A 25,114-nucleotide genomic window follows, 5' to 3' on the forward strand; every position below is an offset into this window, starting at 1 on the left:
GCCGGGACGGGGGGGGGAACGGCCTACTCGACGAACAGCCCCCGGGCCGCGGCCCGTGTGTCGAACTGCTCCAGCCGTGCCTGCGCGTCCGGGAGGTCGTCGCACATGGCTTCGAGCAGGACCCGGCCGAGGAGCATCGGCGCACACGCCGTGTCGAAGGCGAGCCCCGTACCGACGGCAGCCGGCAGCAGCAGGTCGGACACCTTGGCCACGGGCGCGAACGCCGAGTCGGCGACCGTGACCACCGTCAGGCCCGCTTCCCGGGCATACGCCAGCGTGTCCACGACCTCGCGCGGGTGCCGGGGCAGCGCGAAGCAGAGCAGTGCGCTCGCGCCCGCCCGGACGGCCGCGTCGATACGGTCCTGGAGCATCGTGCCGCCCTCGTCGAGCAGCCGGACGTCCGGGTGGACCTTCGCCGCGAAGTACGAGAAGCCGTACGCCTGGGAGGCCGCGGCGCGCAGGCCGACCACGGGCAGCGGGCGCGAGGCGGCGAGGATCCGGCCGGCCTTGTGCACCGGCTGCGGGTCGGCCAGCGCCTCCGCGAGATGCCTCAGGTTCTCGATCTCGGCCTGCACGGCCTGCTGGTACCCGTTGTACGCCCCGGCCCCCGCCGTCTGCTCCGGCGGGGCGACCTCGCGCAGGTGCCGGCGCAGCGCCGGGTAGCCGTCGAAGCCGAGGGCGACCGCGAAACGGGTCACGGAGGGCTGGCTGACACCGGCGAGTTCGGCCAGTTCCACGCTCGACAGGAACGGCACGTCGGCGGCCCGTCGCACCATGCTGTGCGCGATGCGCCGCTGGGTCGGCGTGAGCCTGTGCCCCTCGAAGAGCGCCTGCAGCCGTGCGGCAGGGCTGTCGGCCACGCTCATGACGTGCTCCCCCCTCCCAGGGTCCCGTGATCACCGCCCGACTATTCAAGCACCGAGAACCCTGCATGGCGATATGCAATCGGTTGTCCGTCCTGCCGGCAGGCCCCCGCGGAAACGGGGGGCTGTCCCCAGTGCGCCGGGGTTCCCCTCTCCCTACCGTTGTGCGCATGACCGGACTGGAGGCGCGGGACGCCGACCTGAAGAAGGAACTCGACGCCACCCTGCAGGCCCGCAGGGAACTGGGCGAGGAGTACGAGTCGGCGCTGGTCGAATCCTTCCTGGAGAAGGTCGACCAGCGCATCGACGGCGCGATCGACCGCCGGGTGCGGCGGCAGCTGGCGGAGCGGCAGATGGTCGTGGCGCGTGGCGCACGGTCCTCCCGGGCGACGGACTCCTGGGGCGAGCGCTTCGGCTTCGGCATCGTGTCCCTGGTGGTGGCGATCCCGCTCTCGGCGATCGGCGGCGCCTTCGGAGGCATGTCCGGCCTCCTGGCCACCTGGGTCGGCATCGTCGGCGTCAACGTGGCCCAGGCCGCCCGCACCAACCCCACCCTCTTCTCCCGCCGCCGCACCTCGCGCCAGGACGGCGAGTGGGAGGACTGACCGCCACAGGCCCGGCGCTCCCGCGAGGAGGGGGAAACACCCCTGCGCGGAGGACACGAGCGACGATCACCGCGACCCTCGATGGGGAAACCCCGGCGGCGAACCACCGGGTCCGCGAGAGCGGCGCCGGCTTGGGCGTGAAAAACAGCGGGGACCGCCGCACCCCCGTGACCGGGGGGCGGGACGACGGCGGTCCCCGCGGGGGACGCGGGCCGGGTCAGGGCCGGGCTTGCGCGTCCTTGGCGTCCATGGAGGTCCGGGAGCCGCTCCGGAGGTCCTTGGCGCCGTTCGCTGCCGACCGGGGCGGGGAGCCGCTCCCGCCGCCTGCCGACAGCCACCACTGTGCCGGACCCGTGTTAAGCGGGTGCTGCGCGGACGTGACGCGCTCGTACCACTTGCGAGAAGCAGCTCTTCCCGCGCGTCACCGGAAGTTCCCCGGCGACGCACCCGGTTCACCGGACGTTCGCTACTGCTTCCCCCCCTTGGCCAGGAACGCCAGCAGGTCCTGCCGGCTGACCACTCCGGTCGGCTTGCCCTCGACCAGGACGATCGCCGCGTCGGCCGCGCCGAGCACGGACATCAGGTCCGCGACCGGCTCACCGGAGCCGACCTGCGGCAGCGGCGGGGACATGTGCTTCTCCAGCGGGTCGTCCAAGGAGGCCTGCTTGGTGAACAGTGCCGTCAGCAGCTCCCGTTCGACGACGGACCCCACGACCTCGGCGGCCATCACGTCCGGGTGGCCCGCGCCCGGCTTGACGATCGGCATCTGCGAGACGCCGTACTCGCGCAGCACCTCGATGGCCTGGCCCACGGTCTCGTCCGGGTGCATGTGGACGAGGGAGGGGATGGCGCCCTCCTTGTCCCTGAGCACGTCCCCGACGCGCGCGCTCGTCCCCGTGTCCTCGAGGAAGCCGTAGTCGGCCATCCACTCGTCGTTGAAGATCTTGCTGAGGTAGCCGCGCCCGCTGTCGGGCAGGAGCACCACCACGACGTCGTCCGGCCCGAGCCGCTCGGCCACCCGCAGGGCTGCGACCACGGCCATGCCGCACGAGCCGCCCACCAGCAGGCCCTCCTCCCGGGCCAGCCGCCGGGTCATCTGGAAGGAGTCCTTGTCGGAGACGGCGATGATCTCGTCGGCGACGGTGGGGTCGTAGGCGGTCGGCCAGAAGTCCTCACCGACGCCCTCGACGAGGTACGGGCGCCCGGAGCCGCCGGAGTAGACGGACCCCTCGGGGTCGGCGCCGATGACCTTGACCCGGCCGTCGCTGACGTCCTTCAGGTAGCGGCCGGTGCCGGAGATGGTGCCGCCGGTGCCGACGCCCGCGACGAAGTGGGTGATCTTCCCCTCGGTCTGCTCCCACAGCTCGGGGCCGGTGGAGTGGTAGTGCGACAGGGGGTTGTTGGGGTTGGAGTACTGGTCCGGCTTCCAGGCGCCGGGGGTCTCACGGACGAGCCGGTCGGAGACGTTGTAGTACGAGTCCGGGTGCTCCGGGGCGACCGCCGTCGGGCACACGACCACCTCGGCGCCGTACGCGCGCAGCACGTTGATCTTGTCGGTGGAGACCTTGTCCGGGCAGACGAAGATGCACTTGTAGCCCTTCTGCTGGGCCACGATCGCAAGGCCGACGCCCGTGTTGCCGCTGGTCGGCTCGACGATCGTGCCGCCCGGCTTCAGCTCGCCGCTCTGCTCGGCCGCCTCGATCATGCGCAGGGCGATGCGGTCCTTGACGGAACCGCCGGGGTTGAAGTACTCGACCTTCGCGAGAACGGTCGCCTTGATGCCGGCGGCCACGCGGTTGAGCCGGACCAGCGGGGTGTTGCCGACCAGGCTGATCATCGAGTCGTGGAATTGCACCGTTGTCTCCGGTTGCTGCACAGGAAGTGGTCGTGATGGTTCCGCCAGCGTAAGCGCTCGTAGGTCCGGGACGGACGCTTACCGGAACGAGCCCCCGGGCGCGGGCCGTCCCGGGCGTTCACGCTCCGTTGAGATTGGGCGACTGGGCGAACGGGGCAAGCACTGGGTGTACGGCTACGAGGAGGTGGCGGCGACGCATGTCGAGCATGTCGAGGGCGAGGGTGGCCCGGCGCATCGCGGCGGGCGCGGCGTACGGCGGCGGCGGTATCGGCCTGGTCGGGGCGGCCGCCGTCGGGCTGCTGGTCGCCGAGGTGCAGCTGGCCAAGCGCCATGTGGGCAACGGACACAGCCCGCATCCGCCGAGCGCGGACGGCCTGTACGGACGTGGCTACAGCGCCCTGGGCGAACCACCGCTGAGGCTGGTGATGCTCGGCGACTCCACCGCCGCGGGGCAGGGCGTGCACCGCTCCCGCCAGACACCGGGGGCGCTGCTGGCGTCGGGGCTGGCGGCGGTGGCGGAGCGGCCGGTGGCTCTGCGCGTCGTGGCCCATCCGGGGGCGCAGTCGGACGACCTGGACCGTCAGGTGGCGCTCACGCTCGAGAACCAGGACCGGATCCCCGACATCTGCGTCATCATGATCGGCGCGAACGACGTGACGCACCGGATGCCGCCGACACGGTCGGTGCGGTATCTGTCGGCGGCGGTGCGGCGCCTGCGCACGGCGGGCGCGGAGGTGGTCGTCGGCACCTGCCCCGACCTGGGCACGATCGAGCCGGTGCAGCAGCCGCTGCGGTGGCTGGCCCGGCGGGCCTCCCGGCAGCTGGCCGCGGCCCAGACGATCGGGGTCGTGGAGCAGGGGGGCCGGACCGTGTCGCTGGGCGATCTGCTGGGTCCGGAGTTCGCGGCGAACCCTCGGGAACTGTTCGGCCCCGACAACTACCACCCCTCGGCAGAGGGATACGCCACGGCGGCGATGGCGGTCCTGCCGACGGTGTGCGCGGCGCTCGGCCTGTGGCCGGCGGACGAGGAGCGCCCGGACGCGTCCCGCCGCGAGGGCTTCCTGCCGGTGGCCCGGGCCGCGGCGGAGGCCGTGGACGAGGCGGGCACGGAGGTCACGGCCGCGATGCCGACGGGCCCGCGGGGGCCGTGGGCCCTGCTCAAGCGCCGCCGTCGCCGCCGCCTGCCGACCCCGGAGGCGACGCCGACCACGGCCCCGGAACCGTCCGCGTGACGCCGGGGGCGTCTCCTCGCCCGCGCCGCCCCCGCCGTCCCTGCCCGTCCCGGCTCCGGCGCTCGGCCCTTTCGACCCGGCCAGGGCTCCCCCCGGCCCCGGCGGGGGTGTCCCCTGCTTCCCTCACGGGCCGCGTCCCGGAACCGCCGGGGCAGCGCTCTTGCCCCCGTCCGGCGGACGAGCGCGCCCCAGCGGGGCGCGGGGCTGCGTCGCTGTGCGGCTCCGCCGCGCGGGCTCGACCAGCCCCGAACAGCCCACGGCCGCCACACCCGCCGGCGCCGCCCCGTCCGCCGCGCGGGGGCAGGGGCGCGGCCCCGGACCGCAGTCCCACCCGCGCCGTTCCCGGCTCACACACCGAGGAACCAAGCAAGCGCTTAGAAAATTGCGGCCGGAGTCACACGCCCGCGCCCGTGACCTCCACCATACGTACGGGTAACTTCGCCCACAGCCCTGCTCATCCTCGTGCAATGGAGCCGTGATGCCCGAAGCCGTCATCGTCTCGACCGCCCGTTCCCCGATCGGCCGTGCCTTCAAGGGCTCCCTGAAGGATCTCCGCCCGGACGACCTCACCGCCACGATCATCCAGGCCGCCCTCGACAAGGTCCCCGCCCTGGACCCGAAGGACATCGACGACCTGATGCTCGGCTGCGGCCTCCCCGGCGGCGAGCAGGGCCACAACCTCGGCCGTGTCGTCGCCGTGCAGATGGGGATGGACCACCTCCCCGGCTGCACGATCACCCGCTACTGCTCCTCCTCCCTCCAGACCTCCCGCATGGCACTGCACGCCATCAAGGCCGGCGAGGGCGACGTCTTCATCTCCGCGGGCGTCGAGATGGTCAGCCGCAGCGTCAAGGGCAGCTCCGACGGTCTCCCGGACACCCACAACCCCCTCTTCGCCGAGGCCGAGGCCCGTACCGCCGCCGTCGCCGAGTCCGAGGGCGCCGACTGGCACGACCCGCGCGAGGACGGCCTGCTGCCCGACCCGTACATCGCGATGGGCCAGACCGCCGAGAACCTCGCCCGTCTGAAGGGCGTCACCCGCGCCGAGATGGACGAGTTCGGCGTCCGCTCGCAGAACCTCGCCGAGCAGGCCATCGCCAAGGGCTTCTGGGAGCGCGAGATCACCCCGGTGACCCTCCCGGACGGCACGGTCGTCAGCAAGGACGACGGGCCGCGGCCCGGGGTGACCCTGGAGGCCGTCTCCGGACTCAAGCCCGTCTTCCGTCCCGACGGCCGAGTCACCGCGGGCAACTGCTGCCCGCTCAACGACGGCGCCGCCGCCCTGGTCGTCATGAGCGACACCAAGGCCCGGGAGCTGGGGCTCACGCCGCTCGCCCGGATCGTCTCCACCGGTGTCTCCGGCCTCTCCCCCGAGATCATGGGCTACGGGCCCGTCGAGGCCAGCAAGCAGGCCCTGAAGCGCGCCGGGCTCACCATCGGCGACATCGACCTCGTCGAGATCAACGAGGCCTTCGCCGCCCAGGTGATCCCGTCCTACCGCGACCTGGGCATCCCGCTGGAGAAGCTGAACGTCAACGGCGGTGCCATCGCCGTCGGCCACCCCTTCGGCATGACCGGCGCCCGCATCACCGGGACCCTGATCAACTCCCTCCAGTGGCACGACAAGCAGTTCGGCCTGGAGACGATGTGTGTCGGCGGCGGCCAGGGTATGGCCATGGTCATCGAGCGCCTCAGCTGATCCGGTCCCGCGCCGCTCGTGCGACGGCCCGGAGCTCCGTCGTCCCCAGGATCCGGCGAAGCTTCGGGCCGCTTTCGAGACCTAATCTCCCCCAGGATGTGACCTATCTCCCTCCGAAGGGGGTCTGTGCAGGTCAGAGCAGCTCTACCGGTGCACAGTGAGGGCAAGTTCATGTCCGTTTCGTGACGTTACGCACTGACAACCGGTTAGTCCACCCTTCAAGCTGATGTAGGAAGTCGGGGGTCGACCTTCAACCAGGAGTACGTCAGTGAGCGCCATGCCGATAGCTCTGCTGCTCACCACCACCGCGACCGCGGGCGTGGGCGTCGCCGTCCTGTGCAGCGTGCGGGCGCTGCGCCGGCAGGTCGCGGCCCTGCACGCCGAATTCGCCGAGAGCCGTGCCACGCAGGTGCGCGGGCTGGTGCCCGTAGCCCGCACCCCCGCCGACGCGGAGGAGATCCGGGCCGCCGTGGCCGAGGCGCTGGCCGAGGAGCGGGAGCGGGAGCTGGCCGAGGCACGCGCCTTCTGGGCCGCCCAGGAGGCCCGCGACATCGCCGACGCCCCCACGCTGTTCGGCCTGCCCGACAGCGAGCTGTTCCTGCCCCGTCCCGCGGACTTCGCGGGCCTGGAGCACGACAGCCTGGAACCGGTGACCGAGGCCGGCACCGAGGAGACGGAGTTCCCCGGGGACTCCCCCGAGCTGGCCGCCGCCCGCCGTCGTCACCCCTCGCACCCCGACTTCGTCCCGGCCTCCTCCCCCGTCGCGGCCGACCACGAGCGCACGATCGCCTGCCTGGAGCGGCTGGCCGACGCCGGCACCGAACTCGCCGACGTCCGCCCGGGCCCCCTGGGCACCCTGGACGTGTACGTCTTCGCGGACGGTACGACGCTGTGCATGACCCCGGGCCACCGCGAGACCTCCGAGCGCCTGGCCGCGGCCCTGACCGCCGGCCACGCCCCGGTCCTGCTCGGCGGTTCGGGGATCTCGGCCGGGTACGCACTCACGTTCGCGTGCGGCGAGGAGTCCGTGTACGTCCTCGCGGACCGCGTCATCGCGTCCCTGTAGTCAGGACCTCACGCTGTAGTCCGGACCTCACGCTGTCCCGGCGTCGCGGCGTCCCGCCGCCCTGTGGCCCCTGGCAGCACGGATCGCGCCGGGGAACGGGAGTCGCCCGTCGCGCCCCCGGCGCGCTGGTGTTCCCCCGCCCGGCGCGCTCCTGTCTCCCTCACACCCCCGCACGCTTCTGTGCCTCCCGCACCTGCGCCACGGCATCGGCGAGTTCCGTCTCGTCCCGCAGGACGACGGACAGATCGTGTCCGGCGACCGTGATCTGGTCGGCGGCTGCGAACATGCCCGCGTCCGGCATCTCCCGCGGCTCGGCCGAAGGGTCCTCCAGAAGCTGGGCACGACGCGCCAACTCCCTGGCGAGCGCGAGCGCTTCGGCCGCCGCGCCCCGTTGCAGCCGGCTCTGCGGAGCGGCCCGCAACCGGTCGGCGAAGTGGTCCACGGCCCGGGTCAAAGGCGTCGTATCAAGCACGCGGCGAGCGTACGCGCCGCGGCAGCACTGTTGCCAACGGGCGAACACTCAGGCACGGTGACCTGAAGGACCGGCTTCATCGAGTGCGTCCGGAGGCGCCGATGTCCCAAGTCTTCTCCGAGGAGACCCATCGCAATCTGCTCGCCCGCATCCCCCAGTGCACCGGTCGTGAAGTGTCCGACTGGCTGCGAACCGTCGACGAAGGCCCCGCTCTCTGCTTCGAGGAGAAGGTCAGCTGGCTCCGGCACGAGCACAATCTCGCGTACGGCCACGCCAAGGCGATCATCCATGAGTACGACCTGAGGAGGGCGGCGCGCAAGCTGCTGTGAGCCGCGCACAGCGAAAGGGCCCGTGAACAACGGTTCACGGGCCCTTCAAAGGTGCCGGGAGCGCCGGGAAGGATCCGGGAGTGCCCGCGGCGACTAGTCGTTGCTACTGAAGATCGCGACGAGCCGGAGCATCTCCACGTAGATCCACACGAGGGTCATGGTCAGGCCGAACGCCGCCAGCCACGCCTCCTCGCGCGGCGCGCCGTACGCGATCCCGTCCTCGATCTGCTTGAAGTCGAGCGTCAGGAAGAACGCGCCGAGCAGGATCGCGACGACACCGACCAGCGCACCCAGCGGGCCCATGCTGCGCAGCCCGCCGCCCGGCGCGACGCCGAACGCGACGAGCAGCAGGTTGACCGCCATGGTCAGGACGAAGGCGATGGCGATGGCCATGCCGATCCGGGCGTACCGTGCGGTGACGCGGATCCAGCCCGCCCGGTAGACGAGCAGGGTCGCGCCCGAGACCGCCATCGTGCCGAGCACGGCCTGGAACGGTGCACCGTGCCACTGCGCGTTGTACATCTCGCTGATGACGCCGAGGAAGACGCCCTCGAAGGCGGCGTACCCCAGGATCAGCGCGGGTGACGGCGTGCGCTTGAAGGACTGCACCATCGCCAGGACGAACGCGACCAGCGCAGAACCGAACGCGAGTCCGAAGCTGGTGGACGAGACCGGCAGCAGCGCCCAGGCCAGGATCGCGCCGACGGCGACCGTGCCGAGCGTCATCGCCGAGCGCATGACGACGTCGTCCATCGTCATCCGGCCGGGGGTGGCCGGAGCCTGCGGCGGGGCGCCGTACTGCGTCTGCTGTCCGTACGGGTTCTGGGCGTAAGGGTTCTGCGCGTAGGGGTTGCCGCTCGCGTACGGGTTCTGCGCGTACGGGTTGCCCTGCGTGCCGACGGCGGCTCCCCCGGCCTGCGGCGCGGTGTTGAAGCCCGCGTAGCCGTTGTCGCGGCTGAACCCCCGTCGCGAGAAGACCGGGTTGCTGCTCCTCATTTCACTCCTCCATGACCACCCTTCGTGGCCTTGGCTCAAGAGTAATGGACGGGCAAAGAATTGCCCCAGTACCTGAGGAGGATCTTTCCCTCCTCCTCGCGCGCAACACGCTACGCGCTGGTGTGATTCCCGGCGAGGATCCGTCTCATCCATGACGAAGCCGGTACGGAGTCGAGACCGGCCACTGATCATCCGGGTGGGTGACCGGGGCCTTCGCACCCCCGGACGGGTGACGGTACTCCCCCCGCCCCGTCGCCGGACGTCAGCCCAGCGGGAAGCCCGTGTACCCCTCGGCGAGCTCGGTCTCGGCGGCGCGCGAGGTGGTGAGCCGTTCCAGCCGGGCCAGTTGGATGCGGTCGTCGAACGGCGTGGCGCCCGGGGCGCGGTGCAGCAGCGTGGTCAGCTCGTACGAGAACCGCTCGGCCTGCCAGACGCGGCGCAGACACGTCCCGGAGTAGGCGTCGAGCAGCTCGCCGGAGCCCGTCCCCCGCTGGTGCGCCAGTGCCCGCGCGAAGGTGACGACGTCACCGACGGCGAGGTTGAGCCCCTTGGCACCGGTGGGCGGCACGATGTGGGCGGCGTCCCCGGCGAGGAAGAGCCGGCCGTGGCGCATCGGCTCGTGGACGTAACTGCGCATCGGGGTCACGGACTTGGAGCTGATGGGACCCCGGGCCAGGTGCCAGCCGTCGGTGGTCTCGAAGCGGCGCTCCAGCTCGTCCCAGATCCGGTCGTCGGCCCAGTCCCCGACGTCGGTGCCGTGCGGCACTTGGAGGTAGAGGCGGGAGACGGCCGGGGAGCGCATGCTGAGCAGGGCGAAACCGCGGTCGTGGCGGGCGTAGACGAGTTCGTCGTGCGAGGGCGCGACATCGGCGAGGACGCCGAGCCAGCCGAACGGGTACGCACGTTCGAACACACGGGACAGTCCGGCCGGAACCGCCTGACGGGACACACCCCGGAAGCCGTCGCACCCCACGACGTACTCGCACTCCAGGAGGTCCTCGCTCCCCTCGTACCGGAAGCGCACCCGCGGGCTGTCGCCGTCGGCACCCTCCACGGCGAGCGCCTCGGCCTCGAACAGCAGCGGGCCGCCGTCCTTGAGCTGGAGCGCGATGAGGTCCTTGCAGACCTCGGTCTGCGCGTACACCATCACGGAACGCCCGCCGGTCAGCGCGGGGAAGTCGACGCGATGGCGGCGGCCCGCGAAACGCAGTTCGATCCCGTCGTGGCGCAGCCCCTCGCGGTCCATGCGCTCGCCCGCTCCGGCGGCCCGCAGCACGTCGACGGACCCCTGCTCCAGGATCCCGGCCCGCTGGCGCCGCTCGACATAGGCCCGATCGCGGGCCTCCAGCACGACGGAGTCGATGCCGGCGTTGTGCAGCAGCCGCGCGAGCAGCAGCCCGGCGGGCCCCGCTCCGATGATGCCGACGGTGGTACGCATCCCGACATCCCTTCGTGCCCCGTGGTCCCGTTGGTTCGCAAGGTGAAAGTTAGTTCACTCCTGCTGGAGAGAGTCTCCGGCCGCACGGTCCTCCTGTCAACGACTGCTTTGGGCGCAGCTCGCCCACCGCCGGGGTATTCGTACGCGGCCGGCGGAAGGATCACCCGGACCGAGCGGGAGCTGTCGTGACGGGGGCACCCGGGGGAACCGCCGTTCGGCTCATCAGCGGTGGTGGGCCGCGCCGGCCGTACCCAAGGTGGAGCTGGCGGGGCGTGGCAGGGAGCGAAGGCCGGGAGGACGCGCGTGGTACTCGATGAGGTCCAGCTGCTCAAGGCTGGGGAGCAGCGGCTCGAGGACATCTTCCGTACGAGTCCGCCCGGTGAGGTCCCGAGGGGCCCGCTGGAGGGCACGGCGATCCTGCCGTGGGCCGGGTCGGCGGGCGCCCGGTTCCTCGCCGTGTTCGTGAGCCTCGGCCTGTGGCGGGGCAAGGTCTTCAGTCCGGACGGCCATCTGAGCAACCGGTTCACGGCCCTGGACGTGCTCGCCGTCGTCGCCAGGGTCGGGGTGGGGCCGAGCCGGCTGGACGGCAGGGAGTGCATCGTCATCGACTACTCCCGGACGTCCCTGCTGGCCATGGGCCTACGGGACGAGGTGCGCCAGGTGGCCCCGAACCTGTACCTGGGCCTGGTCTGGCTGTTCGGCCACAAGGTCGGCTGGTTCTCGCTGCGGTTGCCGGGGGCCCGGACCACGGAGCCCGCGTCCCACCTCGACGAAACCCACCTCTGACCACACGCCCCTGACACCGCCTGCCCGCAGGGCCGGCGTTCGGGCACCGCCGTACCGGAGGGGGACAGCGGCGGGAAGTACGACCAGCAGGCCACCGATGAGTTGCTCCGACTGTGGCCCGCGCCACGCGTCGCGGGGAAAGAAGTGCCCGGAGCCGGACTCGAACCGGCACGCCCGCGAAGGGGCAGCGAGGTTTAAGCTCGCCGTGTCTGCGTTCCACCATCCGGGCAGGCCATGGGCTCCGCATCGAGCGTTCCGAGCCTATCGGGGCGCATCCCCCGAACAGCGGCCCCACGATGCGATGTTGTCTTATTTTATTGATGTCTGAGGGTGCATCAGCACCCGGTACGGGCCATCCGCACTTGCCAATAGCCTTTCGGGGAAGCGCCGCCGCCGTATGTGAAATGACGGAATTTCACCGCCCTGAAGGAGGGAGTCCGAAGCGTTCCACTTGCGGTTGAACAACCGCTTTCCCGTACGGCGGCTCAGGGGACCGTGTCCTCCCCAGGTATGACCCGGGCCGTGCCGGTCCGACCGAAGGCTGCCGTGGGAACCGGAGCAGCGGCTGACGCCACGGCGGCGACGGGCCGCGACGATGGGACGTGTCCTCTTCACCGTCGTCGTCCCGACAGGAGCGTCTCCCGTGACCAGCACCCCTCTCGCCGACCGGACCACCGCGGTGGCCGCCCGCGCCACGGATCTGTCGAAGGTCTACGGTCAGGGCGAGACCCAGGTGGTGGCCCTGGACCGGGTCACCGTCGACTTCCAGCAGGCCCAGTTCACGGCGATCATGGGACCCTCCGGCTCCGGCAAGTCGACGCTGATGCACTGCGTGGCCGGGCTCGACTCCTTCTCCTCCGGTTCCGTCCGCATCGGGGACGTCGAGCTGGGGGCGCTGAAGGACAAGCAGCTCACCCGGCTGCGGCGGGACAAGATCGGGTTCATCTTCCAGGCGTTCAACCTGCTGCCGACACTGACCGCGCTGGAGAACATCACCCTCCCGATGGACATCGCGGGCCGCAAGCCGGACAAGCAGTGGCTGGACACGGTGATCCGTATGGTCGGCCTCTCGGACCGGCTGAGCCACCGGCCCGCGCAGCTGTCCGGTGGCCAGCAGCAGCGCGTGGCGGTGGCGCGGGCGCTCGCGTCCAAGCCGGACATCATCTTCGGCGACGAGCCCACCGGCAACCTGGACTCCCGCGCGGGGGCCGAGGTGCTGGGCTTTCTGCGCAACTCCGTACGGGAGTTGGGGCAGACGGTGGTGATGGTCACCCATGACCCGGTGGCGGCGGCGTACGCGGACCGGGTCGTCTTCCTGGCGGACGGTCGGATCGTGGACGAACTGCACGAGCCGAGCGCGGAGGGGGTGCTGGACCGCATGAAGCGGTTCGACGCCAAGGGTCGCACCAGCTGACCCTGCTGCGCCCCACCCCGGGGCCTGCCCCGGGACCCCCTGTCATGGCCTGCGGCCTCGTCCCCACTCGCCGGACGGCCCAAAACCAGCAACCAAGCCCTGGACACACACATGTTCCGTACCGCCCTGCGCAACGTGCTCGCGCACAAGGCCAGGCTGCTCATGACCGTGCTCGCCGTGATGCTCGGCGTGGCATTCGTGTCAGGCAGCCTGGTGTTCACCAACACCGTCTCGGACGCCTACCAGAAGAGCTCCGCCAAGGGCTTCGACCACGTGGACGTGGCCGTCCAGCCCGACGGCGGGGGCAGGGGTGATGTCTCGGGCCAGGACGCCGAGCTGACCCAGGCCCTTCTCGACCGGACCGCACGGGTCCGCGGCGCCGAGAGCGCGATCGGTGTCGTCAGCGGGTTCACCGCCATCGCCGACAAGCACGGCAATCTCATCGGCAACGGGTTCCAGTCGCAGGGCGGGAACTACTGGGGGGCCAAGGACCCCCGGTACCCGATCGTCAGCGGGCACGCGCCGCACGGACAGGACCAGGTGCTCCTGGACTCCGAGACCGCCAGGCGCGCCGGGTACAAGGTCGGCGACACCGTGCGCCTGTCCATCGACGGCCCGGTCCTGACGCCGAGGGTGACCGGCATCTTCACCACCGACGACGGCAACGTCGCCGCCGGCGGCAGCCTCGCCCTGTTCGACACGGCCACCGCCCAGCGCCTGTTCCACAAGGTGGGCTCCTACGACGAGATCGACGTCCAGGCCGCCCCCGGCACCAGCCAGACCGCCCTGCTAAGCGCACTGGACGCGATCGTGCCGAAGGACGTCGCCTCCACCACCACCGGCAAGCAGCTCGCCGACGCCCAGGCCCGCCGGATCGCCGACGCGACCAGCAGCATGCGCACCGGCCTGCTGGTCTTCGCGGGCATCGCGCTGTTCGTCGGCACGTTCATCATCGCCAACACCTTCACCATGCTGGTCGCCCAGCGCACCAAGGAGCTGGCGCTGCTGCGGGCCGTCGGCGCGTCCCGCCGGCAGGTCACCCGGTCCGTGCTCATCGAGGCGTTCGTGGTCGGCACGGTCGCGGCCGTCACCGGTCTCCTCGCCGGTATCGGCATCGGGGCGGGGCTGCGGTCCCTGGTGAGCTCCCTCGGCGGCAGCGTCCCCGACGGTCCACTGGTGATCACCCCGGGCACGGTCGTGTCCGCCCTGGCCGTCGGCATCCTGATCACGATGCTCGCCGCCTGGCTGCCCGGCCGCCGGGCCGCCAGGATCCCACCGGTCGCCGCGATGGGCAGCGTCCACGCCAAGGCCACCACCAAGTCCCTGGTCGTACGGAACACCATCGGCGCCCTGCTCGCCGCGGCCGGCATCACGATTGTTCTGGCCGCCACCACGATGAGCGGCAAGGACGGCCAGAAGCCGATGGGCGTCGGCGCCGTGCTCCTCGTCATCGGTGTCTTCGTCCTGACCCCGCTGCTGTCCCGCCCGCTGATCGCGGCCTCCGCCCCCGTCCTGCGCGGCTTCGGGATCGCGGGGAAGCTCGCCCGGCAGAACTCGGTGCGCAACCCGCGCCGTACGGCGGCCACCGCCTCCGCCCTGATGATCGGCCTGACCCTGATCACCGGCCTGACGGTGTTGGCGAACAGTGTGCAGAAGGGCATCGACAAGATGGCCGCCTCCTCCATCAGGGCGGACTACGTGGTGTCCATGGCGACGGGCAACCTGCTCTCGCCCGAGGTCGAGAAGACGCTGAAGTCCGCCGAGGGCGTCACCGCCTCCAGCCCCCTGCGCACCGCGCGTGCCCGGATCGACGGACGTGACGAGTACCTGACCGGCGTCGACGGCGCGACGATCGGCGAACTGACCGAGCCGACGGTCGAGGCCGGCGCCTTCGAGGTGGGCGGCACGCAGGTCGCCGTCGACGACGACACCGCCAAGGCCTACCACTGGACGACGGGCTCACGCTTCACCCTCTCCTACGAGGACGGCCACAAGCAGCAGCTCACGGTCTCCGGGGTCTACCAGGAAACCCGGCTCATGCACGGCATCGTCGTGGACACCGCGCTCCTCGCCCCGCACCAGCGCCACCCGTTGGACATGCAGATCATGGTCAAGACGTCCGGCGGCGCGACGGCCTCCGCCAAGGACGGGCTCCAGAAGGCGCTCGGCGACAATCCGGCCATCAAGGTCGAGGACAGGAAGGACATCTCCAACGGCATCTCGCACGGCTTCACCCTGCTGCTGAACATGCTCTACGGCCTGCTGGCCATGGCCGTGATCGTCGCGGTCCTCGGCGTCGTCAACACCCTCGCCATGTCGGTGTTCGAGCGTTCCCAGGAGATCGGGATGCTCCGCGCGATCGGCCTGGACCGCCGTGGCATCAAGCGGATGGTCCGGCTGGAGTCCCTGGTGATCTCGCTCTTCGGCGGGGTGCTCGGCATCGGTCTCGGCGTGTTCTTCGGCTGGGCGGCCGGTAGGCTGATCGGCTCGTCGATGGCGACGTACGAACTGGTCCTGCCCTGGGCCCGGATGGCCGTCTTCCTGCTCCTGGCGGCGGTGGTCGGCGTGCTGGCCGCGCTGTGGCCGGCCCGGCGCGCGGCACGCCTGAACATGCTGACCGCGATCAAGTCGGAGTAGCCGTACGCGCCGAAGAGGCGCAAGAGGTGAAGGGTTCCCGTTCCGGGCGGAACGGGAACCCTTCGTCGTCGCGCCCGCACGAGGATCAGGCGTCCCAGGCGCGGGCCCTCAACGGCATCCCGGACGCGCCCGACTCCGGCGTCCGTACCGCTAGCACCTGGTTGACGCCGATGCGGTTGCGTTCGAAGGCGAGGGCGGAGGCGGCCATGTACAGGCGCCAGACGCGGGCCCGGCCGGGGCTGGTGAGCGCCTGCGCGCGCACCCACCCGGCCTCCAGGTTGGCGACCCAGCGGCGCAGGGTGAGGCCGTAGTGCTCGCGCAGCGACTCCACGTCACGGACCTCGAACCCGGCGCGCTCCAGCTGGGTCACGGTGGTGCCGATGGGGGCGAGTTCGCCGCCGGGGAAGACGTAGGCGTCGATGAACGCGTCGACGGAGTACGCGGACTCGTCCTGCCCGGGGCGCCGGGCGATCTGGTGGTTGAGCAGCCGCCCGCCGGGCTTGAGCAGGGCGTGCAGAACGCGGGCGTACTCCAGGTATCTCTCCGCGCCGACGTGTTCCGCCATGCCGATGGAGGAGACGGCGTCGTAGGGGCCGTCGCTGACGTCGCGGTAGTCCTGCACCCGGATCTCGACCCGGTCGGCGAGACCCTCGTCGGCGACCCGCTTGCGGGCGTGGACGGCCTGCTCCTGGGAGAGGGTGACCCCGACGACGCTCACGCCGTGCTCACGGGCGGCGTGGATCGCCATGGAGCCCCAGCCGCAGCCGACGTCGAGCAGGCGCTGACCGGCCTTCAGGCCGAGCTTTCGGCAGACGAGTTCGAGCTTGTCGCGCTGGGCGTCCTCGAGAGTGCTGTCCGGTGATTCCCAGTAGGCGCAGGAGTACACCATGGACGGGCCGAGGACGAGCTCGTAGAAGTCGTTGCCGACGTCGTAGTGGTGGCTGATGGCGCGTTTGTCGGTCCACCGGGTGTGCAGGTGGCCGCGGACCCGGCGGACCTCCTCACGGGGCGGCGGGGGCGGCGGGAAGGGGCCGGCCAGCTTCACCAGCCCCCGGACGGCGGCGCGGACCTCCGGGTCGCGGAGTGCCTGGGCGAGGGTGCGGGCGTCCTCCCCGCGCTCCCAGACCAGGCCCGCCATGAGATCGAGGGCGGTGTACAGGTCGCCCTCGATGCCGAGGTCCCCGGCGACCCAGGCGCGGACGAGACCCAGTTCACCCGGCTTCCACAGCAGACGGCGCAAGGCGCGGCGGTTGCGCACGACGAGGACGGGAGCGCTCGGGGGCCCGGCCTCGGAACCGTCCCAGGCGCGGATGCGCACCTGAAGCGGGGCTCCCAACAGCTGTTCGATGAGGCTCTTCAGCCGCGACGCGGCGTCGGCCATGGTGCACACCTCCGTGACGGTGGATCCCGGAATGTCCAACACCACGTAAACACCTGCGGGGCCCGGCCGCAGTCCCCCGTTGGCGTTACGACTGTGCAAAACGCCTGCGCACACCCGGAAGGGGGCAGGGCCCGGGTACGCCGAAGGGGCCGCCCGCACCACGGATGGCGGGCGACCCCTTCGGCGTTGTGCCCTGACCGGAGGTCAGGAGGCCTTGGCCTTCTCCTCCGGCTTGCTCACGGCGGCGACCGGAGCCGGCTTGGCGGCCTCGTAGAACTCCTCGCGCGGAGACTCGATCGCGCCGAGCGAGACGACCTCGCGCTTGAGGAACATGCCGAGCGTCCAGTCGGCGAAGATCCGGATCTTCCGGTTCCAGGTCGGCATGGCCAGACCGTGGTAACCGCGGTGCATGTACCAGGCGAGGCGGCCCTTGAGCTTGATCTTCATCTTGCCCATGACGACCATCGCGACGCCCTTGTGCAGGCCGAGGCCCGCGACCGCGCCCTTGTTGGCGTGGCTGTACTCCTTCTGCGGGAAGCCCCGCATACCGGAGACCACGTTGTCGCCGAGGACCTTGGCCTGGCGCAGCGCGTGCTGGGCGTTCGGCGGGCACCAGGCGTTCTCCACACCGGCCTTGCGGGCGGCGAGGTCGGGCACCTGGGCGTTGTCGCCGGCGGCCCAGATGTAGTCCGTGCCCTTGACCTGGAGCGTGGGCTCGCAGTCGACGTGACCGCGCGGGCCGAGCGGCAGGCCGTAGCGGGCCAGCACCGGGTTCGGCTTGACGCCGGCGGTCCACACGATGGTGTTGGAGTCGACCTCGAGGCCGTTCTTGAGCACCACGTGGCCGTCGACGCAGGACTCCATGGAGGTGGACAGGTAGACCTCGACGCCGCGGCCCTCGAGGTGCTCCCTGCCGTACTGGCCGAGCTTGGGACCGACCTCGGGGAGGATCTTGTCGGCGGCGTCGACGAGGATGAAGCGCATGTCCTCGCGGGACACGTTCTTGTAGTACTTGGCCGCGTCCCGGGCCATGTCCTCGACCTCGCCGATGGTCTCCGCACCGGCGAAGCCGCCGCCGATGAAGACGAAGGTGAGCGCCTTGCGGCGGATCTCCTCGTCGGTCGTGGAGTCGGCCTTGTCGAGCTGCTCGAGAACGTGGTTGCGCAGGCCGATGGACTCCTCGATGCCCTTCATGCCGATGCCCTGCTCGGCGAGGCCGGGGATCGGGAAGGTACGGGAGACCGCGCCGAGCGCGATGATCAAATAGTCGAAGGGCAGCTCGTACGCCTCGCCGACCAGCGGGGCGATCGTGGCGACCTTGCGGTCCTGGTCGATGGTGGTGACCCGGCCGGTGAGGACCTCCGCCTTCGGCAGCACGCGCCGCAGCGGGACGACGACGTGCCGGGGGGAGATGCTGCCGGCGGCGGCTTCGGGAAGGAAGGGCTGGTAGGTCATGTACGAGCGGGGGTCGACGACCGTGACGGTCGCCTCGCCGTAGCGCATCTTCTTCAGAATGCGACGAGCCGCGTACAGGCCTACGTACCCACCGCCTACTACGAGGATCCTGGGACGCTCCGTGGTGCTCATGCCATCGAGTATCCACCCGCCCCAGGGGGGTCGCTCGTGCGCCCCTTCACAAGCATGGGTAGGGTATCTGCTACACTCCGCCGCCCACGTGACCAAGGTCATGGTGTCGGGCGGCGAGCCCCCGGGGGAACTGTCCGTTGTCAAGGCCGCGTGAGCTGCCCTTCCGGCCTCCGAAGCAGCGTGCCCGATCTTCGCACAGCGCCTCTCCGGCCTCCTTACGACGCCCTCCGACGCGCTCGTGCGAGCAGCCTCCCTGGCCCCTTGAGCCACACGGACGGCCCAGTGGCCGCGAAAGGTCGCCCAGCAGGGACGTTTCTCTTGTGAAGAACTTCACGAACTTTTCCGACGGGGTGCCGGCCGGGGACCGGAAAGGCCCTCGGGGCCGTGCTCATACGTTACCCAACCTGCTCAGGAGAGGCTACTGGCGGGTAGAAGAATCTCGGTATGAGGACGGGTGAGGGGCTGTCAGGGCGGAGGCGCCCGGCAGGAGTCGGACTCCGGGCCGTCAGCCGGCCCGATGCCATGCGCATTCCGGCCGCGCCGACCGCGCTCGGTGACGACCCGTACCGCGAGGACGCCGACATCAGGAAGCTCACCGGCCCGTCGGGGCTCTACCGGCTCCGGGTCGGCGGCTACCGGGTCGCCTACCGGATCAACGACGGTGAACTCGTCGTCCTCGTCGTCAAGGTGGGCGATCGGCGGGACGTCCACCGCAACCTGTGGTACGCCGCCGCCCTCGCCGACCGAAGAATCCCGCTGAACGCTACTCGGCGTCCTCCGCCGTCTTGATCGCGATGCCGTCGAGGATGTCGTGTTCGCTGACCACGACCTCCGCCGCGCCGATCCGTTCCATGATCGCCAGCAGGACCAGGGCGCCCGCGCCGATGACGTCCACGCGTCCCGGGTGCATCGACGGGATCGCCGCGCGCTCGGCGTGGGTGGACCGCAGCAGCCGCTCGGTGATCTCCCGCACCCGGTCGCGGGAGATCCGGGAGTGGTGGATCCGCGCCGAGTCGTACTCCGGCAGCTCCTGGGCGATCGCCGAGACCGTGGTGACCGACCCCGCGAGACCCACCAGCGTGTGCGCCTCCCGCAGCGGCACCGTCTGCTCCGCCAGGTCCAGCGCGGCCTCGATGTCGGACCGTATGGCCGCGATCTGCTCCCGGGTCGGCGGGTCGGCGACCACCCCGTCCCGCACGAGGTGCCGCTCGGTCATACGGACGCAGCCGATGTCCACGGACCGCGCGCCGCGCACCTGCCCGTCGCCGACGACGAACTCCGTCGAGCCGCCGCCGATGTCCACCACCAGGAACGGCGTCGCCAGATCGGTGCGGCCCATCAGCTCCCGGGTCGCCCCCGTGAAGGAGAACTCGGCCTCCTGGTCGCCGGAGATGACCTCCGGTTCGACACCCAGGATGTCCACCACCCCACGGACGAACTCGTCCCGGTTCTCCGCGTCCCGGGAGGCGGACGTGGCGACGAAGCGGATCCGCTCGGCGCCGTGCTTCTTGACGACCTCGGCGTACTCCCGGCAGGCGGCGAACGTGCGCTCCAGCGCCTCCGGCGCCAGACGCCCGGTGCGGTCCACGCCCTGCCCCAGCCGGACGATGGTCATCCGCCGGTCGAGCTCGGTCAGTTCGCCCGTGTCGGGGTCGGCGTCCGCGACCAGCAGCCGGATGGAGTTCGTACCGCAGTCGATGGCGGCGACCCGCGTCACTGGGTGCCCTCCTCGGAAGGCTCGGTCCCCACACACGAACCCCTGCGCCACCACTCCGGGAGCATCGCGATCGCCTCGTCGCCGAGCGGGTTGACGCCCGGGCCCGCGGCCAGGGAGTGCGCGACCAGGACGTGCAGGCACTTCACCCGGTCCGGCATGCCGCCCGCGCTGGGGAAGCCCTCCAGGACCTCGACGGCGTCGCGGCGGGCGATGTAGTCCTCGTGCGCGGCGCGGTAGGCCGCGGCCAGCTCCGGGTCGGTGGCCAGGCGCTCGGTCATCTCCTTCATGACGCCGTCGGCCTCCAGCGTGCCGATCGCCGAGGCGGCCTTCGGGCACGTCAGGTAGTACGTCGTCGGGAACGGGGTGCCGTCGGGGAGCCGCGGCGCCGTCTCCACGACGTCCGGCTGCCCGCAGGGACAGCGGTGCGCGATCGCGCGCAGTCCGCGCGGGGGGCGCCCGAGTTGCTGCTCGACGGCCTCGACGTCCGCGTCCGTCGGCTCGGTGCGCGGGGTGGGCGGCGGAGGGGTTTCCATGGCTCTCTTTCAGGCTGTCTTTCTCATGGGTGCGTCACGGGCGCGTGCGGGCGCGTGCGGGTGTGTGCGTCCCGGCCGGGCCGTCGGCCCGGTCCACCCCGTCGGCCCTGTCCACGCCGTCCCACAGGCCGGCGTACCAGGGGCGTGCGGCCGTCGCCCGGTCCGCACGCGGCTGCTTGACCGCGTCCGGGTCGATCATGATGTAGCCGGTCTCCCCCGGCATCACATAGTGCAGCCGCTGCCGGATCTGCTGCTTCGCGTAGGCGTCGTCCTGCCAGCGCGCCTTGAGGTCACGCAGCTGTTCGACCCGCTTGCGGGCCTGATTCTGCTGCCGCTCCAGGTCGGCGATCTCGCCGCGCTGGGAGACGTACTGCCGCATCGGGTAGGCCAGCGCCAGGATCAGCGTGCACAGGACGAGCGCGAGGAGGGCGGCCCGGCCGGTGAGCCGGGAGCGGCGGGCCTGGCGCCGGGTCTGGGAGCGGTAGACCCGGGCGGCGGTCTGCTCGCCGAGCAGCCTGAGCCTGGTCGCGGTGGAGAACCGGTCGCGGTCCTTCCCGGCCATGTCTCCCGCCTCCCCTTCACACGCGCGTACGTCCCCGCACACGGTACGGGACCGAGTACGGGGACGTACGTACGACCGGCCAAGCCTTGCTCAGGCTTGTCTCAGCGCCCTGCTCCGGCGTTGTCCGCCGCCTTGCCTCAGCCCTTGAAGCGCGGGAAGGCCGAGCGGCCGGCGTACACCGCGGCGTCGTCGAGGATCTCCTCGATGCGGAGCAGCTGGTTGTACTTGGCGACGCGCTCGGAGCGGGCCGGGGCGCCGGTCTTGATCTGGCCGCAGTTGGTGGCGACGGCCAGGTCGGCGATGGTGACGTCCTCGGTCTCGCCGGAGCGGTGGGACATCATGCACTTGAAGCCGTTGCGCTGGGCGAGCTCCACGGCGTCCAGGGTCTCGGTCAGCGAGCCGATCTGGTTGACCTTGACGAGCAGCGCGTTGGCGGCGCCCTCCTCGATGCCGCGGGCCAGGCGCTCGGGGTTGGTGACGAACAGGTCGTCGCCGACCAGCTGGACCTTGTCGCCGAGCTTGTCGGTGATGACCTTCCAGCCCGCCCAGTCGTCCTCGAACAGCGGGTCCTCGATGGAGACCAGCGGGTAGGCCGCGACGAGCTCCTCGTAGTACTCCGTCATCTCGGCGGCGGAGCGCTCCTTGCCCTCGAAGAGGTACTTGCCGTCCTTGTAGAACTCGGAGGCGGCGACGTCGAGGGCGAGGGCGATCTGCTGGCCGGGGGCGTAGCCGGCCTCCTTGACGGCCTCGAGGATGAGGTCGAGGGCCTCACGGTTGGAGCCGAGGTTCGGGGCGAAGCCGCCCTCGTCGCCGAGGCCGGTGGCGAGGCCCTTGCTCTTCAGGACCTTCTTCAGCGTGTGGTAGACCTCGGTGCCCCAGCGCAGCGCCTCGGAGAAGGACTCCGCGCCGATCGGGGCGATCATGAACTCCTGGATGTCCACGTTGGAGTCGGCGTGCGAGCCGCCGTTGAGGATGTTCATCATCGGCACCGGCAGCAGGTGCGCGTTCGGGCCGCCCAGGTAGCGGAACAGGGGCAGGTCGCTGGCCTCGGAGGCGGCGTGGGCGACGGCGAGGGAGACACCGAGGATCGCGTTGGCGCCGAGGGAGCCCTTGTTGTCGGTGGCGTCCAGGTCCATCATCGCCTGGTCGATCAGCCGCTGCTCGGTGGCGTCGTAGCCGACCAGCTCCGGGCCGATCTGCTCGATCACGGCGAGGACGGCCTTCTCGACACCCTTGCCCTGGTAGCGGTTGGGATCACCGTCGCGGAGCTCGATGGCCTCGAAGGCGCCGGTGGAGGCGCCGGACGGGACGGCGGCACGACCCGTGCTGCCGTCGTCGAGGCCGACCTCGACCTCGACCGTGGGGTTGCCTCGGGAGTCCAGGATTTCCCGGGCTACGACGACGTCGATGGACGGCACGAGCATCTCCTTCTTGGATGTGACGCTGGAAGTGCGGGGCTGTGTGCCTTGCGGCTGCGCCTTGCGACTAGAGCCTAACCGCCGCGGGGTGCCGGCCGACCGACCGACCGTCCCGTGGACAGGGTGACGGTACACATTGTTCCCTCGCGGAACAAAGGAGGGGGGAAAGGTGCGGTGAAATCCACGCGGCCGGACGGCGAAGGAGCCGGACGACGAAGGGGCCGGACGACGAAGGGGCCGGACAGCAACAAGCCCCGCTCCGGCGCGTACGGGGGAACACGCACCGGAGCGGGGAGCCGTGGGGACGGAGGTGGGCCCTCGCGTGACCCCACTGTGGGGGTCACGGCTGTCGGTGGCCCGCGGCCCGGCTACCGGGTGGCTGTCACTTCAGGTGCAGCTGCTGGCCCGGGTAGATCAGGTCGGCGTTCCGGACGATGTCCTTGTTCAGCTCGAACAGCTTCTTCCAGCCGCCCTTGACGTGGTGGCTCGCGGCGATGGCGCTGAGGGTGTCGCCCTTGACCACCTTGTACTCGCCGTCGCCCTTCTCGACCTTCCGGCCGGTCGGGGTGGTGACGGTCTTCTTCTGCGGGGCCGGGCGCTGCGCGGAGCGGTTGGCGGCCTGCTGCCCGGTCGAGCGGGTGGTGGTGTTCTTCGGGGTGGCGCTCTTCGCGCCGCTCGAGGTGGCCGCGGAGCCGTTGTACGCGGCGTTGGTCAGGCCCTTGCCGCACACCGGCCAGGCGCCCTTGCCCTGGCCCGCGAGGACCTTCTCGGCGATGGCTATCTGCTGGTCCTTGGTCGCCAGGTCGGCACGGGAGGCGTAGGCGGTGCCGCCGTACCCGGCCCAGGTCGAGTTCGTGAACTGCAGACCACCGTAGAAGCCGTTGCCGGTGTTGATGTGCCAGTTGCCACCGGACTCGCACTGGGCGACGGCGTCCCACTGGGCGGCGGTGGCCGCGGAGGCGTTCCCGGCCGCGAGGAGCGGGCCGGCGATGGCAGCGCCGGCGACACCGGCGAGCGCTACGGCACGGGTGGACTTGGACGGGCGGCGGTGCTTGCCGTTGCCGGAACACAGCATGGTTCGTTCCCCTCACCGACGCCTGCGAGGTGAGCTGTCGGGTTCGGGCCGGTTGAGTTGCCCGGCCGCGCCCCTTGCGGGACGCGGCTTCACCCCGAGCCGCTTCCGGTCAACTTCCGGACGCGGCGCCTACCTTGGGTCCCCCGCTCCTGCCTACGGCGCTTGACGCGACGACTGTTCCCGTACGGCCGCTGGCAGGATTCGGCGTTGCGACCGCAGGTGCTCGCTGTGGCGAGCGATCACGACCGTAAGCAGTCGATCGCCGGAATTTCAAAGACGATCAGGGCTTATGAGACCCATATCTCACTTTCACCAAACAGGACATTCAGCCCGAAGTAGGTCGCGAACTTCCGCCACGCAAGGGGCAGTTCAGGACGAGCCGCCTGCCGGGCCGGCGTCGAGCGCAAGGCTCTGACCGGGGAGGATGAGGTTCGGGTCGCCGCCGACCGTCTGCTTGTTCGCCTCGTACAGCGCCGCCCATCCGCCGCTGAGGTCAAGGGAGTCGGCGATGGACGACAGATTGTCCCCGGGGCGGACGGTGTACGAGCCGTCGACGGCGTGGCGCGCGTCAGTGGTGCCGCGCGAGGTGTGCCGGCCGGACGCGTCTTCGGTGCGGCCGTCCGCGGCGCCCTCGTCGGCACTGCCCCCGCGATGACGGCCGGCACCCGCGGCCTCGGTCGAACTCCCCTCGGACGCGGCATCGTTCTGTGCGGACTTGTCCGACTCGTCGCGCTTCGTCGTGGCCGTCGGCGCGCTGCCGGACCCTTGCGCACCCTTGGCGGCGCCGTCGACCGACGTCCCGGACGAGGGCGAGGGCGACGAGGACGAAGGAGAGGAAGAGGAGGCAGAAGGTGACGGATCGGTCGGCGCAGAAGATCCGGACGAGTCGGACAGGCCGGAGTCGAGACCGGAGTCGAGACCGGAGTCCAGACCCGAGTCGGAGCCGGAGGACGGTCCGCTGCCGGACGACGCGTCCCCGGCGACGCCCGTGTCGACGTCGGCGGAGCCGGAGTCCTTGCCCAGGCCGTTCAGCAGGCCGCAGGTGCCCCAGGCCCCGACACCCCGGGCAGCGAGGACCTTCTCGGCGACGGCGATCTGCTGCGAGCGACTCGCCTGGTCCGGACTCGGCGCATAGTCGAGACCGCCGTACTTGTCCCATTCGTCCTGCGTCAACTGCAGCCCGCCGTATCGACCGTTGCCGCTGTCCGCGCTCCATGAGCCGCCGCTGACGCACTGAGCGACCTGGTCCCAGGTGGTACCGGTGGCCGCGCTCGCACCGGTGGCGCCGAGCAGCGGGATCGCGATCGCTGATCCGGTCACCCCTGCCGCGACGAGGAGAGCCGGAGCCTGACGGGGGCGACGGTGACGACCGTTCCCGGAGAGCATGCGGTTGCCTTTCACACGACAGCATCGACCGACGCGGCGGCCGGCCGTGGCAGTGCGGACCGC

The 25,114-nt window shown here is 71.1% G+C and carries 21 protein-coding genes, 1 tRNA gene, 1 pseudogene and 1 riboswitch; of the genes and pseudogenes, 9 read left to right on the plus strand and 14 right to left on the minus strand.

Going from position 1 to position 25,114, the window contains the following annotated elements; genetic code table 11:
• Positions 1-23: 23 nt before the first annotated feature.
• The gene (locus tag AC5WS8_RS22800; RefSeq protein ID WP_496105299.1) at positions 24-866 is read right to left on the minus strand and encodes a MurR/RpiR family transcriptional regulator; all 843 of its coding nucleotides are present in this window, start codon (positions 864-866) and stop codon (positions 24-26) included.
• A 167-nt stretch (positions 867-1,033) separates the two neighbouring features.
• On the opposite strand from AC5WS8_RS22800, the gene AC5WS8_RS22805 reads away from it, so the two are divergent.
• Positions 1,034-1,468, plus strand: a complete 435-nt coding sequence (locus AC5WS8_RS22805; RefSeq protein WP_496105300.1) for a hypothetical protein — start codon at positions 1,034-1,036, stop codon at positions 1,466-1,468.
• A gap of 466 nt (positions 1,469-1,934) precedes the next feature.
• Here AC5WS8_RS22805 and AC5WS8_RS22810 read toward each other — a convergent pair whose 3' ends face one another.
• Complete coding sequence (locus tag AC5WS8_RS22810) at positions 1,935-3,323, minus strand: cystathionine beta-synthase (RefSeq protein ID WP_496105301.1); 1,389 nt, start codon at positions 3,321-3,323, stop codon at positions 1,935-1,937.
• Between the two features lie 197 nt (positions 3,324-3,520).
• Here AC5WS8_RS22810 and AC5WS8_RS22815 point away from each other — a divergent pair, with 197 nt between their 5' ends.
• From AC5WS8_RS22815 to AC5WS8_RS22825, 3 genes are all read left to right on the plus strand, one after another.
• Positions 3,521-4,555 carry an SGNH/GDSL hydrolase family protein gene (locus tag AC5WS8_RS22815; RefSeq protein ID WP_496105302.1) on the plus strand — a complete coding sequence of 345 codons (1,035 nt, stop codon included), beginning with the start codon at positions 3,521-3,523 and terminating at the stop codon, positions 4,553-4,555.
• A gap of 478 nt (positions 4,556-5,033) precedes the next feature.
• Positions 5,034-6,254, plus strand: a complete 1,221-nt coding sequence (locus AC5WS8_RS22820) for an acetyl-CoA C-acetyltransferase (RefSeq protein ID WP_496105303.1) — start codon at positions 5,034-5,036, stop codon at positions 6,252-6,254.
• Positions 6,255-6,531: 277 nt separating this feature from the next.
• On the plus strand, positions 6,532-7,320 hold the full coding sequence (locus tag AC5WS8_RS22825; RefSeq protein ID WP_496105399.1) for a hypothetical protein: 789 nt from the start codon (positions 6,532-6,534) through the stop codon (positions 7,318-7,320).
• Positions 7,321-7,480: 160 nt separating this feature from the next.
• Here the strand turns inward: AC5WS8_RS22825 and AC5WS8_RS22830 are convergent, their stop codons facing one another.
• The gene (locus AC5WS8_RS22830; RefSeq protein WP_496105304.1) at positions 7,481-7,792 is read right to left on the minus strand and encodes a hypothetical protein; all 312 of its coding nucleotides are present in this window, start codon (positions 7,790-7,792) and stop codon (positions 7,481-7,483) included.
• A 101-nt stretch (positions 7,793-7,893) separates the two neighbouring features.
• Between AC5WS8_RS22830 and AC5WS8_RS22835 the strand changes: the two genes are divergently transcribed.
• A complete protein-coding gene (locus AC5WS8_RS22835; RefSeq protein WP_496105305.1) occupies positions 7,894-8,121 on the plus strand; it encodes a DUF4287 domain-containing protein in 228 nt (75 codons plus the stop codon).
• Between the two features lie 93 nt (positions 8,122-8,214).
• On the opposite strand, the gene AC5WS8_RS22840 is transcribed toward AC5WS8_RS22835, so the two are convergent.
• Positions 8,215-9,117 carry a Bax inhibitor-1/YccA family protein gene (locus tag AC5WS8_RS22840; protein ID WP_496105306.1) on the minus strand — a complete coding sequence of 301 codons (903 nt, stop codon included), beginning with the start codon at positions 9,115-9,117 and terminating at the stop codon, positions 8,215-8,217.
• Between the two features lie 262 nt (positions 9,118-9,379).
• Positions 9,380-10,555, minus strand: a complete 1,176-nt coding sequence (locus AC5WS8_RS22845) for a 4-hydroxybenzoate 3-monooxygenase (RefSeq protein ID WP_496105307.1) — start codon at positions 10,553-10,555, stop codon at positions 9,380-9,382.
• Positions 10,556-10,858: 303 nt separating this feature from the next.
• On the opposite strand from AC5WS8_RS22845, the gene AC5WS8_RS22850 reads away from it, so the two are divergent.
• Positions 10,859-11,341 carry a hypothetical protein gene (locus AC5WS8_RS22850; RefSeq protein ID WP_496105308.1) on the plus strand — a complete coding sequence of 161 codons (483 nt, stop codon included), beginning with the start codon at positions 10,859-10,861 and terminating at the stop codon, positions 11,339-11,341.
• 145 nt (positions 11,342-11,486) lie between these two features.
• On the opposite strand, the gene AC5WS8_RS22855 is transcribed toward AC5WS8_RS22850, so the two are convergent.
• Positions 11,487-11,570, minus strand: a tRNA-Leu gene (locus AC5WS8_RS22855).
• Between the two features lie 414 nt (positions 11,571-11,984).
• Here AC5WS8_RS22855 and AC5WS8_RS22860 point away from each other — a divergent pair.
• Entirely contained in the window at positions 11,985-12,755 is a 771-nt protein-coding gene (locus AC5WS8_RS22860) for an ABC transporter ATP-binding protein (protein ID WP_496105309.1), read from the plus strand.
• 111 nt (positions 12,756-12,866) lie between these two features.
• Positions 12,867-15,392, plus strand: coding sequence for an ABC transporter permease (locus AC5WS8_RS22865; RefSeq protein ID WP_496105310.1), 2,526 nt, complete (start codon positions 12,867-12,869; stop codon positions 15,390-15,392).
• Positions 15,393-15,477: 85 nt separating this feature from the next.
• Here AC5WS8_RS22865 and AC5WS8_RS22870 read toward each other — a convergent pair whose 3' ends face one another.
• Positions 15,478-16,773: a class I SAM-dependent methyltransferase gene (locus tag AC5WS8_RS22870; RefSeq protein ID WP_496105311.1), complete on the minus strand. Its 1,296-nt coding sequence runs from the start codon at positions 16,771-16,773 to the stop codon at positions 15,478-15,480.
• Between the two features lie 204 nt (positions 16,774-16,977).
• Positions 16,978-18,360 carry an NAD(P)/FAD-dependent oxidoreductase gene (locus AC5WS8_RS22875; protein ID WP_496105312.1) on the minus strand — a complete coding sequence of 461 codons (1,383 nt, stop codon included), beginning with the start codon at positions 18,358-18,360 and terminating at the stop codon, positions 16,978-16,980.
• A gap of 444 nt (positions 18,361-18,804) precedes the next feature.
• Between AC5WS8_RS22875 and AC5WS8_RS22880 the strand changes: the two are divergent.
• Positions 18,805-19,080 (plus strand): annotated as a pseudogene (locus AC5WS8_RS22880) (type II toxin-antitoxin system RelE family toxin); the annotation flags it as partial.
• A 43-nt stretch (positions 19,081-19,123) separates the two neighbouring features.
• Here the strand turns inward: AC5WS8_RS22880 and AC5WS8_RS22885 are convergent.
• The 6 genes from AC5WS8_RS22885 to AC5WS8_RS22910 form a co-directional block, all read right to left on the minus strand.
• On the minus strand, positions 19,124-20,077 hold the full coding sequence (locus tag AC5WS8_RS22885; RefSeq protein WP_496105313.1) for a Ppx/GppA phosphatase family protein: 954 nt from the start codon (positions 20,075-20,077) through the stop codon (positions 19,124-19,126).
• Positions 20,074-20,610, minus strand: a complete 537-nt coding sequence (locus tag AC5WS8_RS22890; RefSeq protein WP_496105314.1) for a DUF501 domain-containing protein — start codon at positions 20,608-20,610, stop codon at positions 20,074-20,076. The genes AC5WS8_RS22885 and AC5WS8_RS22890 overlap by 4 nt, the downstream gene beginning before the upstream one ends.
• 34 nt (positions 20,611-20,644) lie before the next feature.
• Entirely contained in the window at positions 20,645-21,172 is a 528-nt protein-coding gene (locus tag AC5WS8_RS22895) for an FtsB family cell division protein (RefSeq protein WP_496105315.1), read from the minus strand.
• A gap of 137 nt (positions 21,173-21,309) precedes the next feature.
• Positions 21,310-22,596 carry a phosphopyruvate hydratase gene (gene eno, locus AC5WS8_RS22900; protein WP_103837632.1) on the minus strand — a complete coding sequence of 429 codons (1,287 nt, stop codon included), beginning with the start codon at positions 22,594-22,596 and terminating at the stop codon, positions 21,310-21,312.
• A 376-nt stretch (positions 22,597-22,972) separates the two neighbouring features.
• Positions 22,973-23,665 (minus strand): transglycosylase family protein, encoded by a 693-nt coding sequence (locus AC5WS8_RS22905; RefSeq protein ID WP_496105316.1) that lies wholly within the window; start codon positions 23,663-23,665, stop codon positions 22,973-22,975.
• Positions 23,666-23,669: 4 nt separating this feature from the next.
• Positions 23,670-23,836: riboswitch (cyclic di-AMP (ydaO/yuaA leader) on the minus strand.
• A 198-nt stretch (positions 23,837-24,034) separates the two neighbouring features.
• Positions 24,035-25,051 carry a transglycosylase family protein gene (locus AC5WS8_RS22910; RefSeq protein WP_496105317.1) on the minus strand — a complete coding sequence of 339 codons (1,017 nt, stop codon included), beginning with the start codon at positions 25,049-25,051 and terminating at the stop codon, positions 24,035-24,037.
• Positions 25,052-25,114 lie beyond the last annotated feature (63 nt).

This window comes from Streptomyces sp. PTL18, assembly GCF_059510295.1.